This is a genomic window from Salinicola sp., assembly GCF_982684285.1.
Genome location: NZ_CEXLVS010000086.1, coordinates 1 through 15,327, shown reverse-complemented (window position 1 = coordinate 15,327; position 15,327 = coordinate 1). Strand labels below are relative to the sequence as shown.

General features: G+C 65.7%; 15 protein-coding genes. 8 read left to right on the top strand and 7 right to left on the bottom strand.

All coding sequences use genetic code 11. The annotated features are described in order from the left end of the window. The 4 genes from dctP to AC3AYF_RS09465 form a co-directional block, all read left to right on the top strand. Window positions 1–472 (top strand): TRAP transporter substrate-binding protein DctP (dctP, locus tag AC3AYF_RS09480; protein ID WP_295036380.1); only part of this gene is annotated, 472 nt, incomplete at its 5' end. A 64-nt stretch (window positions 473–536) separates the two neighbouring features. Further along, window positions 537–1,088 (top strand): TRAP transporter small permease, encoded by a 552-nt coding sequence (locus tag AC3AYF_RS09475; RefSeq protein WP_295036381.1) that lies wholly within the window; start codon window positions 537–539, stop codon window positions 1,086–1,088. Further along, complete coding sequence (locus tag AC3AYF_RS09470; RefSeq protein ID WP_487779669.1) at window positions 1,085–2,365, top strand: TRAP transporter large permease subunit; 1,281 nt, start codon at window positions 1,085–1,087, stop codon at window positions 2,363–2,365. The genes AC3AYF_RS09475 and AC3AYF_RS09470 overlap by 4 nt, the downstream gene beginning before the upstream one ends. A gap of 11 nt (window positions 2,366–2,376) precedes the next feature. After that, window positions 2,377–3,309, top strand: a complete 933-nt coding sequence (locus tag AC3AYF_RS09465; protein ID WP_295036383.1) for an amidohydrolase family protein — start codon at window positions 2,377–2,379, stop codon at window positions 3,307–3,309. A 49-nt stretch (window positions 3,310–3,358) separates the two neighbouring features. Here the strand turns inward: AC3AYF_RS09465 and AC3AYF_RS09460 are convergent, their stop codons facing one another. Both AC3AYF_RS09460 and AC3AYF_RS09455 read right to left on the bottom strand, forming a co-directional pair. Continuing rightward, a complete protein-coding gene (locus tag AC3AYF_RS09460) occupies window positions 3,359–5,611 on the bottom strand; it encodes a prolyl oligopeptidase family serine peptidase (RefSeq protein ID WP_295036384.1) in 2,253 nt (750 codons plus the stop codon). An 85-nt stretch (window positions 5,612–5,696) separates the two neighbouring features. Beyond that, window positions 5,697–7,274: an FMN-binding glutamate synthase family protein gene (locus AC3AYF_RS09455; protein ID WP_487779668.1), complete on the bottom strand. Its 1,578-nt coding sequence runs from the start codon at window positions 7,272–7,274 to the stop codon at window positions 5,697–5,699. 279 nt (window positions 7,275–7,553) lie between these two features. Between AC3AYF_RS09455 and AC3AYF_RS09450 the strand changes: the two genes are divergently transcribed. Together AC3AYF_RS09450 and AC3AYF_RS09445 are read left to right on the top strand one after the other, a co-directional pair. Next, window positions 7,554–8,933, top strand: coding sequence for a GntP family permease (locus AC3AYF_RS09450; RefSeq protein ID WP_295036386.1), 1,380 nt, complete (start codon window positions 7,554–7,556; stop codon window positions 8,931–8,933). A gap of 25 nt (window positions 8,934–8,958) precedes the next feature. Next, window positions 8,959–9,726: an SDR family oxidoreductase gene (locus tag AC3AYF_RS09445; RefSeq protein ID WP_487779667.1), complete on the top strand. Its 768-nt coding sequence runs from the start codon at window positions 8,959–8,961 to the stop codon at window positions 9,724–9,726. A gap of 9 nt (window positions 9,727–9,735) precedes the next feature. Here AC3AYF_RS09445 and mmsB read toward each other — a convergent pair whose 3' ends face one another. From mmsB to AC3AYF_RS09430, 3 genes are all read right to left on the bottom strand, one after another. Further along, entirely contained in the window at window positions 9,736–10,626 is an 891-nt protein-coding gene (gene mmsB, locus AC3AYF_RS09440) for a 3-hydroxyisobutyrate dehydrogenase (RefSeq protein WP_487779666.1), read from the bottom strand. Between the two features lie 120 nt (window positions 10,627–10,746). Then, window positions 10,747–12,240 (bottom strand): CoA-acylating methylmalonate-semialdehyde dehydrogenase, encoded by a 1,494-nt coding sequence (locus AC3AYF_RS09435; protein WP_487779665.1) that lies wholly within the window; start codon window positions 12,238–12,240, stop codon window positions 10,747–10,749. Then, window positions 12,237–12,563 carry a GntT/GntP/DsdX family permease gene (locus AC3AYF_RS09430; RefSeq protein WP_295036390.1) on the bottom strand — a complete coding sequence of 109 codons (327 nt, stop codon included), beginning with the start codon at window positions 12,561–12,563 and terminating at the stop codon, window positions 12,237–12,239. Before AC3AYF_RS09430 ends, AC3AYF_RS09435 begins: the two co-directional genes overlap by 4 nt. A 175-nt stretch (window positions 12,564–12,738) precedes the next feature. On the opposite strand from AC3AYF_RS09430, the gene AC3AYF_RS09425 reads away from it, so the two are divergent. After that, window positions 12,739–13,656 (top strand): AraC family transcriptional regulator, encoded by a 918-nt coding sequence (locus AC3AYF_RS09425; protein WP_295036391.1) that lies wholly within the window; start codon window positions 12,739–12,741, stop codon window positions 13,654–13,656. A gap of 69 nt (window positions 13,657–13,725) precedes the next feature. Here AC3AYF_RS09425 and AC3AYF_RS09420 read toward each other — a convergent pair whose 3' ends face one another. Beyond that, on the bottom strand, window positions 13,726–14,142 hold the full coding sequence (locus AC3AYF_RS09420; protein WP_295036393.1) for a RidA family protein: 417 nt from the start codon (window positions 14,140–14,142) through the stop codon (window positions 13,726–13,728). A gap of 177 nt (window positions 14,143–14,319) precedes the next feature. On the opposite strand from AC3AYF_RS09420, the gene AC3AYF_RS09415 reads away from it, so the two are divergent. Beyond that, window positions 14,320–14,928: a TetR/AcrR family transcriptional regulator gene (locus AC3AYF_RS09415; protein WP_295036394.1), complete on the top strand. Its 609-nt coding sequence runs from the start codon at window positions 14,320–14,322 to the stop codon at window positions 14,926–14,928. Here AC3AYF_RS09415 and AC3AYF_RS09410 read toward each other — a convergent pair. Then, window positions 14,929–15,327, bottom strand: a 399-nt coding sequence (locus tag AC3AYF_RS09410) for a thiamine pyrophosphate-dependent enzyme (RefSeq protein ID WP_487779664.1), incomplete at its 5' end; no start/stop codon positions are given.

Sequence of the window (15,327 nt, the reverse complement as noted above, 5' to 3'; positions counted from 1 at the left end):
CGCCGCTTTCAAGGCCTTGGGCGCCAACCCGACGCCGATGCCGTTCACCGAACTGTTCACGGCGCTGGAGACACGCACGGTGGATGGACAGGAGAACCCGGTCAGCCTGATCCGCTCGGCCAATTTCTACGAGGTTCAGGACTATCTGTCGCTCACGGCGCATGCCTATACCGCGGCCCCCCTGGTCATGAACAAGGCCAAGTTCGATGGCTTGAGCCCGGAGTACCAGCAGCTGCTGGTCCAGGCCGCCATCGATTCGGCGACGTTCGAACGCGAGGAACTCGCCCGACGCCTGACCGGCGACCTCGAATTTCTCAAGCAGCAGGGCATGCAGATCGTCGAGGAGCCGGATCGCGCCTCGATGCGCGATATCGTCTCCGCTCCGGTGCAGGCCAGCTTCGCCGAGCAGTACGGCACCGAGCTGATCGAGGCCATCCAGGCGGCAAGGCCCACGACGACCAAAACGGAATAGACCGGCGCCGTGGCGGCTGTCCAACACGATCGACCACCGATTGCGACCTGCAGAGAGGCCCATCATGTCCAGACCGGCACAAGCGAGCGTCCGTACGCCCCTTGGCTCGCTCCAGAAGACGCTGTGTCGCCTGTCACGCCTCACCGAAAGAACCCTCAATCTGGTGATGGTACTGGCCCTGGTGGCAATGATCGCGCTGGTGTTCGCCAATGTCGTGCTGCGCTACGGCTTCAATAGCGGCATCTCGATCAGCGTCGAGCTGTCGCGGTTCCTGTTCGTATGGGTGATCTTTCTCGGCACCGTCGTGGGCCTGATGCGACACGAACACCTCAGCGTGACGACGTTCTCGGATCGCCTGCCGCGTAGGGCGCAGGCCGTGCTGCGGTGGCTGGTGACGCTGGCGATGCTGGTCTGCTGTCTGATGCTGGTCAAGGGCAGCTATGCCCAGACGCTGCTCAACTGGAGCGACCTGTCCCCGATCAGCGGCATCCCCGTGGGCGTCTTCTATCTGGCCGGGCTGGTCGCCGGAGTCCTGATGTCGCTGATCCTGACGTTGCGATTGCTGATGCCGACCCCGCCCACATCGATGCCGAACCGCCAGGAGATGGCACCATGACCATAGGCCTGTTCCTCGTCTCGCTGCTGGCCTCGATCGGGCTCAGCCTGCCGATCGCCTTCGCCCTGCTGGTCAGCGCCGTGGTGCTGATGCTGCATCTGGGGCTGTTCGATTCGCAGATCCTGGCCCAGAACCTGATCAACGGCGCCGACAGCTACACGCTGCTGGCGATTCCCTTCTTCCTGGTGGCCGGCGAGGTGATGTCGCGCGGCGGCCTGTCGAAGCGCATCGTGCTGCTGGCGATGAGCTTCGTGGGGCACCGCAAGGGTGGGCTCGGCTTCGTTGCCATCTTCGCCGCCATCGTCATGGCCAGCCTGTCAGGCTCGGCCGTCGCCGATACCGCGGCACTGGGATCGATGCTGCTGCCGATGATGCGCCAGGCAGGCTACCCACAGGGCCGCTCCGCCGGGCTGATGGCGGCCGGCGGGATCATCGCCCCGATCATCCCGCCCTCCATTCCGCTGATCATCATCGGGGTGGCGGGCAGCATCTCGATCAGCAAGCTGTTCCTGGCCGGCATCGTTCCGGGGCTGATCATGGGCGCGACCCTGGTGCTGATGTGGATGTTCATCACCCGCAAGGAGGATCTGGTGGTGGCAAAGAAGGCCACTGGTGCCGAGCGCTTGACCGCGCTGCGCCAGAGCTTCTGGGCCATATTGCTGCCGGTGATCATCATCGGCGGTATCAAGACCGGCATTTTCACCCCCACCGAGGCCGGTGTGGTCGCGGCCGTCTACGCCATGCTGGTATCCACCCTGATCTACCGGGAACTCAATCTCGTCGAGTTGTATGAGGTACTGACGCAGGCAGCGCGCAACACGGCCGTGGTGATGTTCCTGGTGGCGGCGGCCAGCGTCGCCTCCTGGCTGATCAGCATCGCCCAGTTGCCGATGATGGTGGCAGGTCTGCTGGCCCCGCTGGCCGATCATCCCCGGCTGCTGATGCTGGCGATCATGGCTATCGTGCTGATCGTCGGCATGGTGATGGATCTGACGCCGACGATCCTGGTGCTGACGCCGATCCTGATGCCGATCGTCAAGATCGCCGGCATCGCTCCGGTCTACTTCGGCATCATGTTCGTGCTCAATTGCGCCAACGGCCTGATCACGCCACCGGTGGGCAACGTGCTCAACGTCATCACCAGCGTGGGCCAGATCAAGTTCGAGAAAGCGGTCATGGGCGTACTGCCCTTCGTCGCGGCCTACGTCGCACTGCTGCTGCTGTTCGTGGCGTTCCCGCAGATCATCACCGTGCCGCTCTACTGGCTGGCAAACTGAGGTCACCCCTTATGAGCGAACAGCTCCTGATCGATAGCCATCACCACTTCTGGGCGTTGGACGGCAGCGTGCACTATCCGTGGCTCGAGGAGGAGGTCGACGATCACTTCTTCCTCGGCGATTACGCCGCAATTCGCCAACCGTTCCTGCCGGCGGACATCCGGACGCTGATACCTCCGGGCTATCGCCTGGCGGGCACGGTGCACTGCGAGGCCGAGTCGACTCGTCAAGCGCCCGAGGTCGAAACCCGCTGGCTAACGCAGCTCTCCGAGCAGCAGGGACTGCCGGTGGCACTGGTGGGCTGGGCGGCCTTCGCCGATCCAGCCTGCGAGACACAGCTCGATCGCCAGATGGATTCGCCGCTGTTTCGCGGCGTGCGCGCCAAACCGGTGACGGCTGCACGTCCCGATCGATACGACGGTACGCTTGGCGCACCCGGCTCGCTGCAGGATGCCGGCTGGACCCGAGGGCTGCGTCTACTGGAGGAGCGCGAGCTGTCCTGGGATCTGCGGGTGCCGGCCTGGCACCTTGCGGATGCCGCCAGGGCGCTGGAAGAGACCCCCAACCTGCGCGTGATTCTCAACCATACCGGCCTGCCCTGGGACCGCAGCGAGCCAGGACTGGCACGCTGGCGCGAGGGCATGCGGGCGCTGGCGGCCAACCCCAGCGTCGCGGTCAAGCTCTCGGAACTGGGAAGCCCCATGGCGAGTTGGGATGAGCACCAGAATATCGCGCTGCTAGCCGAGACCATCGGCATCTTCGGTGCCGAGCGCTGTCTCTATGCCAGCAATTTTCCAGTTACCGGGCTCAATGCGAGCTACGCGACCTGGCTCGCCATGGTCGAGCAGGCCATCGCCGATTCGGCGCCGGACGCCCGTCGGGCGATCCTTCACGACAACGCCGTGCGTTGGTATCGGCTCCCGGTGCTGAGCGCGTCGGACTGACGCTGTCGCGCCCGCGTCGGTCGGGCCTGCCAGACGACCACGAGGCGCTCTAACCGGCCGCGCCCAACCGATCCCACAGGAACCGCCACGCCAGCGCGCTCAGCTTCGCCCGCTGGGCGTTGTCCGCCGCGCCGCCATGGCCGCCCTCGGTATTCTCGAAATAGTAGACGTCACCTGCACCCATCGCCGCCATCTTCGCCATCATCTTGCGGGCGTGGCCGGGGTGTACGCGGTCGTCCCGCGTCGAGGTGGTGAACAGCACCGCAGGATAGTCCACGCCCTCGCGCAGGTTGTGGTAGGGCGAATAGCCCTTGAGGAAATCGTCCCAGTCGGCGCTGTCCGGATCGCCGTACTCCGCCATCCACGAGGCGCCGGCCAACAGCTGGTGATAGCGGCGCATGTCGAGCAGCGGCACTTCGCAAACCGCCGCGGCGAAATGGTCCGGGTAGCGGGTGATCATGTTGCCCACCAGCAGGCCGCCGTTGGAGCCGCCCTGGATGCCGAGCCGTTCCGGGGTGGTAATGCCGGTGGCGACCAGGTCTTCCGCCACCGCGGCGAAATCCTCGAACGCCTTGTGGCGTTCGCCCTTGAGCGCGGCGCGGTGCCAGCGCGGGCCATACTCGCCGCCGCCCCGGATATTGGCGACCACATAGGCGCCGCCGCGCGAAAGCCAGCTGCGCCCGGCCCCGGCGATGTAGTGCGGGGTCAGTGATATCTCGAAGCCGCCGTAGCCGTAGAGCAGCGTCGGCAGCGGCTGGGCCGGCCTATCGCCATGGCCACTCGTTGCGCCCTCCACTCCGGCCGGCAGCACCAGGAAATAGGGGATCCGGGTACCGTCCTGACTGGTGGCGAAGCGCTGGGTGACCCGCATCCCCTGCGATTCGAAGAAGCTCGGCGCGCGCTTGATCGTCTCCAGCCGCTCGTCCGACGCCGCCGGATCGCGTTGCGCCAGATCCATCCGCGAGAGCGTGGTGGGCGTGAGATAGTCGGTGGTGATGACGAAGAGCTCATCGCTCTCCTCGTCATCCACGGCCGCGACGCCGATCTCACCGGCGTCCGGCAAGCCCGGGATCGGCTGTGGCGCCCAGTCGTCGCCCTGGCCCGGCGTCAGCACCTGAAGCCGGTGCTTGACGTCCTCGAGGATATCCAGCACCAGGTAGTGCCGCGTCCATTCGAAACCCTCCAGCGAGCGGTGGGCATCCGGCGTGAACAGCACCGTGAAACCGCGATCGCCCCGCTTGAACGCCGGGTAGTCGATCGCCAGCAGCGCGCCGCTGGGGTAGCTCACGGCGGTCTCGCTCTCGCTCCCCAGCGTCCAGTCGTCGCGCAGGTGGACCAGCAACCAGTCCCGGTGCACCACCGCCTGGGCCGAGAGCGGCACTTCGATGGGGAACGCCTCGCCATCGGGCAGCAGCTCGATCAGACGCTGCTCGTAGAACGCCAGCGCATGATGGATGAAATCGCGCTCGAAACCGCGGGTACGGTCGCGGAAGCCGATGGCCATCAGTTCCCGTTTGCCCGCCTCGAACAGCGTGGTCGCCTCGGCCATGGGCTGGCCCCGGCGCCAGCGCTTGACGCAGCGCGGGTAGCCGGAGCTGGTCAAGGAGTCGGTACCGAAATCGGTATAGACGAACAGCGTGTCGCGATCGATCCAGCTCATGCCGCCCTTGGCCTCCGGGCGCTCGAAACCGGCCTCGCCGTTATCGCCGGCTCCGACCCAGCGCTTGTCGATCAGGTCGAACTCGCGGGTCACGTCGGCATCCGCGCCACCGCGGGAGAGCGATACCAGCGCCCGCTCCCAGGGGGCTTCCGGCGTCTCCGGCTCCAGGCAACTGGCGCCATGCCAGACCCAGTTCTCGCCCTCGGCGGCGTTGAGGGCATCGACGTCGATCAGCACCTCCCACGCCGGTCGCGACTGGCGATAGGATTCCCATGTGGTCCGCCGCCACAAGCCGCGCGGGTGCTCGGCATCCTGCCAGAAGTTGTAGTAGTGCTCGCCCCGCTTGACCACGAACGGGATGCGGTCGTCGGCGTCGAGGATCTCGCGCAAACCCGTTTGCAACGTCTCGAACTCGGCGTCTTCGAAGCGCTCCAGCGTCCGCCGGTTCTGATCCTCGACCCAGGCCAGCGCCTCGGAACTGTCGACCGCTTCCAGCCAGCGATGAGAATCGTTGTCTGTGTGGTCAGAGTCTGCGTGGTCGGTGTCCGTGTGATCGACGAGGGCGCGATCGCCGCTGCCAGCCCCACCGGAAGCGGGATCGGAAGTGGCGGATTGATAGCGGTAGGCAGGAAAAGGGTGCATGCGGTGCCTCGATGACAGGGTGACTGCCATCGAGGTTAGCACGTGGCGCTGCCGGTGCGAGCCGGGAGCCGGCGCCCCGATCCGGCTAGAAGCGGTCGACGGCCGCCGCTTGCCAGTGCTCGCGCCATGGCGTGGGAATCTCCTCACCCAGCAGTTGGCCCTCGTCGAGCCTCGGCAGCTCGAAATCGCCGTAGCCCCGAGCCGGCGCGTAGCCGCTGCGATGCCGGATATGGTCCGGGGTCAGCTCGTCGAAATGTGAGAGCCCCATGGCACCGGTGATCGCGGCAAAGCCATCCAGGGTAGCGCGGTGGTAGCGCGCCACCCGCTCCGCCTTCTCCGGCACGTCGATCGCGCGCGCCCGCTTGGGGTCCTGGGTCGCCACCCCGGTGGGGCACTTGTTGGTGTGGCAGCGCCGGGCCTGGATACAGCCGACCGCGAACATGAACGGCCGCGCGGCGTTGCACATATCGGCGCCGAGCGCGGCCTTGACCACCATGTCGTAGCCCAGGGCGACCTTGCCGCTGGCGACGAGGCGGATCTTGTCACGCAGCCCGGCGCCGCGCAGGGCGTTGTCGACGAAGGGCAGCGCCTCGTCGATGAACACGCCGAGGCTGTCCGAGAACTCCTGCGGCGCCGCCCCGGTGCCGCCCTCGGCACCGTCGATGACGATGAAGTCGACCAGCGTGCCGGTCTCGATCATTCCCTTGCAGAGACTCAGGAATTCGCTGTGCTTGCCCAGGCAGAGCTTGATTCCGACCGGCTTGCCGTCGCTCAGTTCACGCAGGCGTGCGACGAACGCCATCAGCTCGCGCGGGTTGGAGAACTCCGGGTGCGACGAGGGGGAGGCGCAGTCCTGGCCGGTCTCGATCTGGCGCGTGCTGGCGATCTCCCGGTTGACCTTGGCGCCCGGCAGCAGCCCGCCATGGGAGGGCTTGGCGCCCTGGGATATCTTGATCTCGACCATCTTGACCTGCTCGCTTCGCGCCTTCTCCCGAAACGTCTCGGCATCGAAGCGGCCATTCTTCTGGCGGCAGCCGAAGTAGGCCGTGCCCAGCTCCCAGATCAGATCGCCGCCATGTTTTTCATGGTAGGGGCTGATCGCGCCCTCGCCGGTATCGTGGGCGAACCCGCCCTGCTTCGCGCCCAGGTTCATCGCCTCGACGGCGTTGCCGGAAAGCGAGCCGAAACTCATCGCCGAGATGTTCAGCCGCGATGAGCGATAGGGCCGGGCGCACTGGGGCCCGCCGATGGTGATCCAGCGCGCCTCCTCCGGTACCTTGCCGGGCTGGATCGAGTGGTAGGAGACGTTGTAGCCGGGCGCATCGACATCGCGGATGGTGCCGAAGGGCGACGTGTCTCCGCTGCCGTCGGCACGCGCATTGATCAGGTTGCGCTGCTCGCGGGAGAACGGGCGGCCGCTGGTCTCGGATTCGAAGAAATACTGGCGCAGCTCCGGGCGCACGAATTCGAGCAGGTAGCGAAGATGCCCGATCAGCGGATAGTTGTAGCGCACGTTGTGGGGCGAGCGCAGATCCCGCCAGCCGACGAGTGCCAACGGTATCCACAGAAGCAGCGACCAGAGCAGAGGCGGCCAGAAAATGCCGATGACGAGGGTGGCCGCGATCAACGCAGCGGTCAGAAAATAAAAACATTGGCGATACATGATGGGCTGTCCGACGATGAGGGTGACCTTTCAAGTGTTGGTCGCACCTGACAAATGTTCAAATCGACCGGGCCTTGCGGCATTTCGTTGTAAAAAAACAACGAATCTGACGAGTAAGGTTCGATATCGCGCTTAGCAGTGCGATGATTTTACGAAAATCAACACTTTTCGGAGCCTGAAACAGAGCTGAGCAATGGAGCAACAAAACCAACGTCGTATTTTTAGACACATCACTTCGTGTAACGGTGGGACCGCAACGACCACTTTCGGGAGAGCCTCATGGACGACTGGACGCAGACTCTGACGGCAGGGCCGCTGCTCGGCATCGCCGCCGCAGCGATCGCGCTGCTACTGATATTGATCATCCGCTTTCATCTACACGCCTTTCCGACGCTGGTGCTGGTCAGCCTGCTGACCGCCTTCGCCACCGGCATTCCGGCCGGCGCCATCGTCGATACCATGACCGACAGCTTCGCCGGCACGCTGGGCTCGGTGGCGCTGCTGGTCGGCTTCGGCGCGATGCTGGGCAAGCTGGTGGAGCACTCCGGCGGCGCCCAAGTGCTGGCCGAGCGGATGGTGTCTCTGTTCGGCGAGGCCCGCGCACCGTTCGCGCTGGGTATCGCCTCGCTGATCATGGGTTTCCCGATCTTCTTCGATGCCGGGCTGATCGTGATGCTGCCGATCATCTTCGCGGTGGCTAAACGCCTCGGCGGTCCGGTGCTGCTCTACGCCCTGCCGGCGGCGGCGGCGTTTTCGGTGATGCACGTGTTCGTGCCGCCGCACCCCGGCCCGGTCACCGCCACCGAGCTCTACGGCGCCAACCTCGGCCTAGTGCTGCTGGTGGGGATCATCATCGCCTTCCCGATGTGGTATCTCTCGGGTTACCTGTGGGGGCGTTTCGCCGCCAGCCGCTTCGATTTCAAGCTGGAAGTCAGCCTGTTCGGCGGCCGTGACGACGACAAGATCGAGAATCCGCCCAGCGTCGGCACGGTCATCGCGCTGCTGCTGCTGCCGCTGGCGCTGATCTTCCTCAATACCGGGCTCGATTTCGCCCGCGCCGCCGGCGTGGCCGACAGCGAAGCCACCTGGTTCCAGTTCCTCTCCTCGCTGGGCGAGACGCCGATCGCGCTGCTGATCTCGGTGCTGGTGGCGATCTACGTGCTGGGCAGCCGCCGCGGCGAGGGCGGCAGCGCACTGGAGAAGATCGTCGACTCCTCGCTGGGGCCGATCTGCTCGGTGATCCTGATCACCGGCGCCGGGGGCATGTTCGGCGGGGTGCTGCAGGCTTCCGGCATCGGCGACGCGCTCTCCGACTCGATGAGCGATCTGGGCATGCCGGTGATCGTCGCCGCCTACCTGGTCGCGGTGGTCATGCGTCTGGCCCAGGGCTCCGCCACGGTGGCGCTGGTCACCGCCGCCGGCCTGATGGCGCCCGCCGTTGCCAGCGGCGATTTCTCCGCCATGCAGGTGGTCGCGATCACCCTCGCCACCGCCGCCGGCTCGGTGTTCGCCGGCCACGTCAACGACTCCGGGTTCTGGCTGGTGGGGCGCCTGCTGGGCATGGACGTCAAGACCACGCTGATGACCTGGACCGTGCAGCAGGCGCTGGAGTCGGTGGTCGGCTTCGTGTTGGCCTGCATCGTCTATCTGATTTTCTAAATTCCCGACGCTCTCAGGGAGAACCATGAAAAACCTCTTCGACATTCAAGACCGGCTGGCGCTGGTCACCGGCTCCACCCGCGGACTGGGCCATGCCCTGGCCCGCGGTCTGGCCCAGCAGGGCGTCCATGTGATCGTTCACGGTCGCCGCCAGGAGGCGGCCGAGAAAGCCGCGCGGACCCTGGCTGCTGAGACCGGGGCCAAGGTCGACGCCGTGGCCTTCGATGTCACCGACGCCGGGGCCGTGAAAGCGGCCATCGACCCGCTGATCGAACGTCTCGGCGTGCCGGACATCCTGGTCAACAACGCCGGCCTGCAGAAACGCGGCCCGTTCAACGACTTCGCCCCCGCCGACTGGGATGCCGTCGTCGCCACCAACCTCTCCAGCGCCTTCTATGTGTCGAAGGCGGTGAGCCCGGCGATGTCGGAACGCGGCAGCGGCAAGATCGTCAACATCGGCTCGGTGCAGTCGAAGCTCGCCCGCGAGACCATCGTCCCCTACGCCGCCTCCAAGGGCGGCGTGGCGCTGCTGACCCAGGGCATGGCGGCGGACCTGGCGCGCTACGGCATCCAGGTCAACTGCCTCTCGCCCGGCTACTTCCAGACCGACATGAACCAGGCGCTGTGGCAGGACGCCGATTTCAACGCCTGGATCGAGAAGCGCACGCCGGCGCAGCGCTGGGGCCAGGTCGAGGAGCTGGTGGGCACGCTGGTCTACCTCTGCTCGGGAGCGTCGAACTTCGTCTCCGGGCAGAACGTCTTCGTCGACGGCGGCATGACCTCGGTGGTTTGACCCCCGGGATCACGCGCCTCGGCTCGCGTAGAGGCGCTGAATGCTGGAGCAATCCAGCGCCTCGTTGCCGGCATTGGCATGCAGGGCGTACAGGCTGCTCGCCTGGGCGCCCATCGGCGTGGAGGAGCGACTGGCCAGCGCCGACTGGAGTGCCAGACCGAGATCCTTGTTCATCAGCTTGACCCCGAAACCGCCCCGGTAGTCGTTGCTGGCGGGCGCGTTCTCCATCACGCCCGGCCAGGGGTTGTAGACCTTCAAGGCCCAGTTGCTGCCGGAACTCTCCGCCATGATCTGCGACAGCACGGCCGGATCCAGGCCGTTGTCGACGCCGAGCTGCAGCGCTTCGGCGGTCCCCGCCATCAGGATGGCCAGCAGCATGTTGTTGCAGATCTTGGCGACCTGCCCGGCCCCGCTGTCGCCTGCCCGGAAGACGTTGCGCCCCATCACTTCCAGTAGCGGGCGCGCCCTTTCGACCGCGGCTTCCGGCCCGCCGCAGATGAAGGTCAGGGTCCCGGCGCGCGATCCGCCGACGCCACCCGACACCGGTGCGTCGATCATCGTGCGCCCGCTCTCGCCCGCGAGTACCGACAGTTTGCGGGCCGTGGCGGCATCGATGGTCGAACAGTCGACGATCAGGCTGGCGGGATCGATCGCCGAAAGGATGCCCGCCTCACCGAGATAGAGCTCCTCCACGGCCTGCGCCGACGGCAGCATGCTGATCACCATTTCCGCGCCGGAGACCGCCCGCGCCGGATCCGGCGCGGCTTCGGCACCGTTCTCCACTGCTGCCTCGACCAGGGCCGGGACCAGATCGAAGACGCGGACCCTGTGACCCGCCTTGACCAGGTTGGCGGCCATCGGACCGCCCATGTTGCCGACACCGAAAAATGCAATGTCCATGTCGTGTCTCCCGCGTTGCGACTGTGGCTGAAAGGGGTAAGGCTCCTACTGAAAGGGGTAAAACTCCTGCCAAGAAGGGGTAAAGCCCCCGAAGCACCGAAAACGACCGCCGCGTTGCCGTCATTTCAACTGGATCGAGAGATTGGGGCCGGCCATGGCCTCCTCGTCGAACCAGCGGCTGGTGACGGTCTTGGTTTCGGTGTAGAAGCGCACCGCCTGCTTGCCGTAGGCGTGCTGGTCGCCGTAGGACGAGCCCTTCCAGCCGGTGAAGCTGAAGAACGGCAGCGGCACCGGGATCGGCACGTTGACCCCGACCTGCCCCACCTCGACCCGGTGTTGATAGCGCCGCGCCGCCGCCCCGCTGGCGGTGAAGATCGAGGTGCCGTTGCCGTAGGGGCTGGCGTTGACCAGCGCGATGGCTTCGTCGAGGGTATCGACGCAGACGCAGCAGAGCACCGGCCCGAAAATCTCTTCGCGATAGATCGACATTTCCGGCGTCACATCGGTGAACAGGGTCGGACCGACCCAGTTGCCGTCGGGCAACCCCTCGACCTGGCAGTCGCTGCCATCGAGTCGGCAGGTCGCGCCCTCCGCCTTGCCCTTGGCGATCAGGTCGAGAATGCGCGCCTTGGCCTGAGGGCTGATCTGCGGGCCATAGGCGGCCTCGGGATCGTCCCAGGCGCCGGGACGCAGCTCGGCGAAGGCGGCGGTGAGCGACTCGAGGCAGTCGCGCGCGCTGCCGACGAACACCGCCACGCTGATCGCCATGCAGCGCTGGCCGGCGGCCCCGCAGGCGGAACCCACCAGCGCATTGACCACCTGGCGAGGATCGGCGTCCGGCATCACCACCATGTGGTTCTTGGCCCCGGCGACGCACTGCGCGCGCTTGAGGTGGTCGGTAGCGGTGCGATAGACGTGCTGGCCCACCGCCACCGAGCCGACGAAGGAGACCGCCCGAATATCGGGATTCACCAGCCGCGGATCCACCTGCGCCTTGCCACCATGAACCACCTGCAGCAGATCCGGCGGGGCACCGGCCTCGAGGAACAGCTCCGCCAGCAGGTTGGGCGTCATCGGATCCTGCTCCGAGGGCTTGAGCACGAAGGTGTTGCCACAAGCGATGGCCAGCGGGAACATCCACAGCGGGATCATTGCCGGAAAGTTGAACGGGGTGATCCCGGCGCATACCCCTATCGGCTGGATCCACGAGTGGGTATCGATGTTGCGGGCCCCGTTTTCCGCGGTCTCCCCCATCATCAGCGAGGGTACGTTGGCCGCCTGCTCGACCACTTCGATACCGCGCCAGACATCGCCCTTGGCATCATCGAAAGTCTTGCCGGTCTCCCTCGCCAGCACCTTGGCGATCTCTTCATGACGCTCCTTCAGCAGCGCCTGATAGCGCATCATCAGCCGCGCCCGCTCGCTCACCGGCACCTCGCGCCAGGATTCGAAGGCGAGCTGGGCGGAGGAGATGGCACGGGCCAGCTCCGACTCGGTCGCCGCCGGTGCCTCGCACAACACCTCCTGGGTAGCCGGGTCGGTCACGGGGATCCACTGCTCGGTAGCGCTGGGGGCGAACTCACCCGCGATCAATTGCGGTAAGCGTCGGGTCATGATTCTCTCCTTTGGCATTCTTGGCTGGAACGGCTTGGATCTTCAGGTGTCATCCACGGCCCCATCACAAACACGCCTCTCCCTCCGGAGCCCACCACGGCCACGATCGCGCGCTTTTCGCCGCACCAGTCCCGGGATTTCCGCGCTATCGTCCGGGCGGCGCCGCTGTCGCCCATGAGCTGGCCGAAGATCGCTCCCAGCAGAATGGGCGGAAACCAGGAGATGAAGAAGCCGGTAATGCCTTCCATGTAATTACCGAGCATGGTTAGCACCACCAACAGGGCCAGGCCTAGAAAAAGACCGAGGAAACTGGCGAGCAACATGGCGCACCTCTTTTCTTGTAATACTGTCTTTTTTAGCCGAATTCTTGTTCATCTCGATCGGCTTCGATCTTCAGGCTTTTTAGCGAAAGGTCGGATCGGCTATGCACGATCAATGGCTAATAGGTATCACGCTGGCAGCGGCACTAGGATGGTGGAAATTGCCGGGAGATGGACAATGTTGCGCCATCAGCCGAAAGACGACGTCACCCCATTGGCTGAAACGTCGCACTGGCCCCTGACGATCGACGGCCGCCGGGTGGTGATCCCGCATCCGTTGATAGTGTCGCTATCGAACCATCCGCTGTGTGGCGACTGCCTGCCCCACGGCGTCGGCTACTATCCCATGGCCGCCGGTCATCACATGTACCGCCGGGCTCCCAAGGATCACCTCGCGATCTACTGCGTGGCGGGCTCGGGCACGGCAGAACAGAACGGTCGCCAGGTATCCGTGGGCGCCGGGGACATCCTGCTGTTCCGGCGTGCCGTCGCCCATCGCTACTGCGCCAATCCACACGACCCCTGGAGCATCTACTGGGTCCATCTGGGCGGACACCAGGCCGATGCCTACTTCGATGCCGTTCTCGGAGACGCCGACACCTTCCTCATCGGTGTCGGCAGGCACTCCAGGATCCTCGAGGAGTGGGAACTGCTGCTCACCACCGCGACCCGCTTTCGCGCCCCGCACTTGATCCATGCCGCCAACCGGCTCAAGAGCCTGCTGTCACTGCTGGCGCTGCTGCGGCATCAGTATCGGGAACGACACGCACCGCTGGACGTGGCCCAGGTCGACGCCTGGTTGCAGGCCCGTATCCACCAGCGCATCGAACTGGCGCAACTGGTCGAGGCCACCAGCGCCCTGTCGCAATTTCAGTTCATCCGTGAATACAAGCGCCTGACCGGACAGGCGCCGATGCAGGCGTTCCAGCATCTGAAAATCAGCCGTGCCTGCTATCTGCTCGACGTCACCGATCTCAACATCGCGCAGGTGGCCAACCGGCTGGGTTACGAGGACCCCTACTACTTCTCCCGCCAGTTCAAGAAAGTGATGGGCGTCGCGCCCCGTGACTACCGCCTCGAACGCTCGCCACATTGACCCCCTCTCTCCCCTGGCATGGCCTGGCCGGCCGGATCGTCTCGCCCCCTGGGCGACTGGCCGCGGGCATCAGCCGCTGTTGGGAATTCGCGCCACCACCTTGATCTCGAAATCGAACCCGGCCAGCCAGGTCACGCCCACGGCGGTCCAGTTGGGATAGGGCGGCGCAGGGAAGTGGCGCGACTTGGCCGCCAGCACCGTCTCGAACTGATGCTCCGGATCGGTGTGGAAGGTGGTGACGTCGACGAGATCCTCCAGCCCGCAACCGGCAGCGGCCAGCACCGCCTTGAGGTTGTCGAAGGCGAGCGCGACCTGGCGTTCGAAATCGGGCTCCGGCGAGCCATCCTCCAGACTCCCGACCTGACCGGAGACGAACAGCAGGTCGCCGGAGCGAATCGCGGCCGAGTAGCCGTGCTTCTCGTAGAGTGCACTACGGTTGGCCGGAAAGACCGGCTGCGGCGACTGGGTAGGCTGAGCTTGCGACATGGTTTGACTCCTTGGGGAGAGTGCGACGCGCGAGGGCGCCAGGGAATTGACATACGAAGCGTATATTAATGACGCATACGCCGCGTATGTCAAATTAATATACGCCGCGTATGCCATTTATTTTTGCCCTGCGATACTCTCTGGGCCGTGAAGTCCGCTTTGAAGAGAGGAGACACCATGGCCCGACGCAGTCGCGCCGAGATGCTGGAAGAGACCCGCGCCAAGTTGATCGATGCCGCACGAGCGGCCTTCGCCGAGAAGGGCTACGCCGGCGCCTCGATGGATGAGCTCACTGCCCGCGCCGGCCTGACCCGTGGCGCGCTCTACCATCACTTCGGCGACAAGCGGGGTCTGCTCGCTGCCGTCGTCGACCGGCTCGACAGCGAGATGGCCGCTCGCGCCCACGAGATCGGGCAGCGCCATAGGAACGCCTGGGAGGGATTGCTGGCGGAGGGCGGTGCCTACATCGAGCTGGCGCGCGATCCGGAGATCCAGCGCATCGTGCTGCTGGATGGCCCGGCGGTGCTGGGAGATCCCTCCCAGTGGCCGAGCCAGAACCGCTGCCTGCTGGCGACGATGACGACGCTGGAGGCGCTGATCGCGGAAGGGGTCGTCAAGCCGGTGGACGTGGAAGCCGCAGCGCGGCTGATCAATGGCGCGGCACTCAACGCCGCGCTCTGGGTTGCCGCCAGCGACGATGCCGGCGTGCTGGCCAGAGCCACCGACGCGTTCCGTCAGCTGGCCTCGGGGCTGCTGACGCGCGATTCACCCACCACGCGGTACTGACTATTTCTTGCGCCGCCACGGCCAGTTGGTCTTGGCCAGGTCGACCACCTCGTCACCGCGACCGCTCATCACCGCGCGCACGGTGTAAAGACTGAAGCCCTTGGCCTGCTCGGCCTGGATGCGCGGCGGAATCGACAGCTCCTGCTTGGCGGTGCGCACGTCGACCAGCGCCGGGCCGTCATGCGCCAACGCCAGACGCAGGGCATCGTCGATGGCATCCGAGGACTCGACGCGCACGCTGAACATGCCCAGCGACTCGGCGACCTTGGCAAAATCCGCCGCCGGCAGGTTGGTGACTTCATCGACGAAGCCCGCCGCCTTCATCTCCATCGCCACGAAGCCCAGCGTCTCGTTGTTGTAGACCACGATCTTCACCGGTAGCTGGTGCTCGCCCAGCGT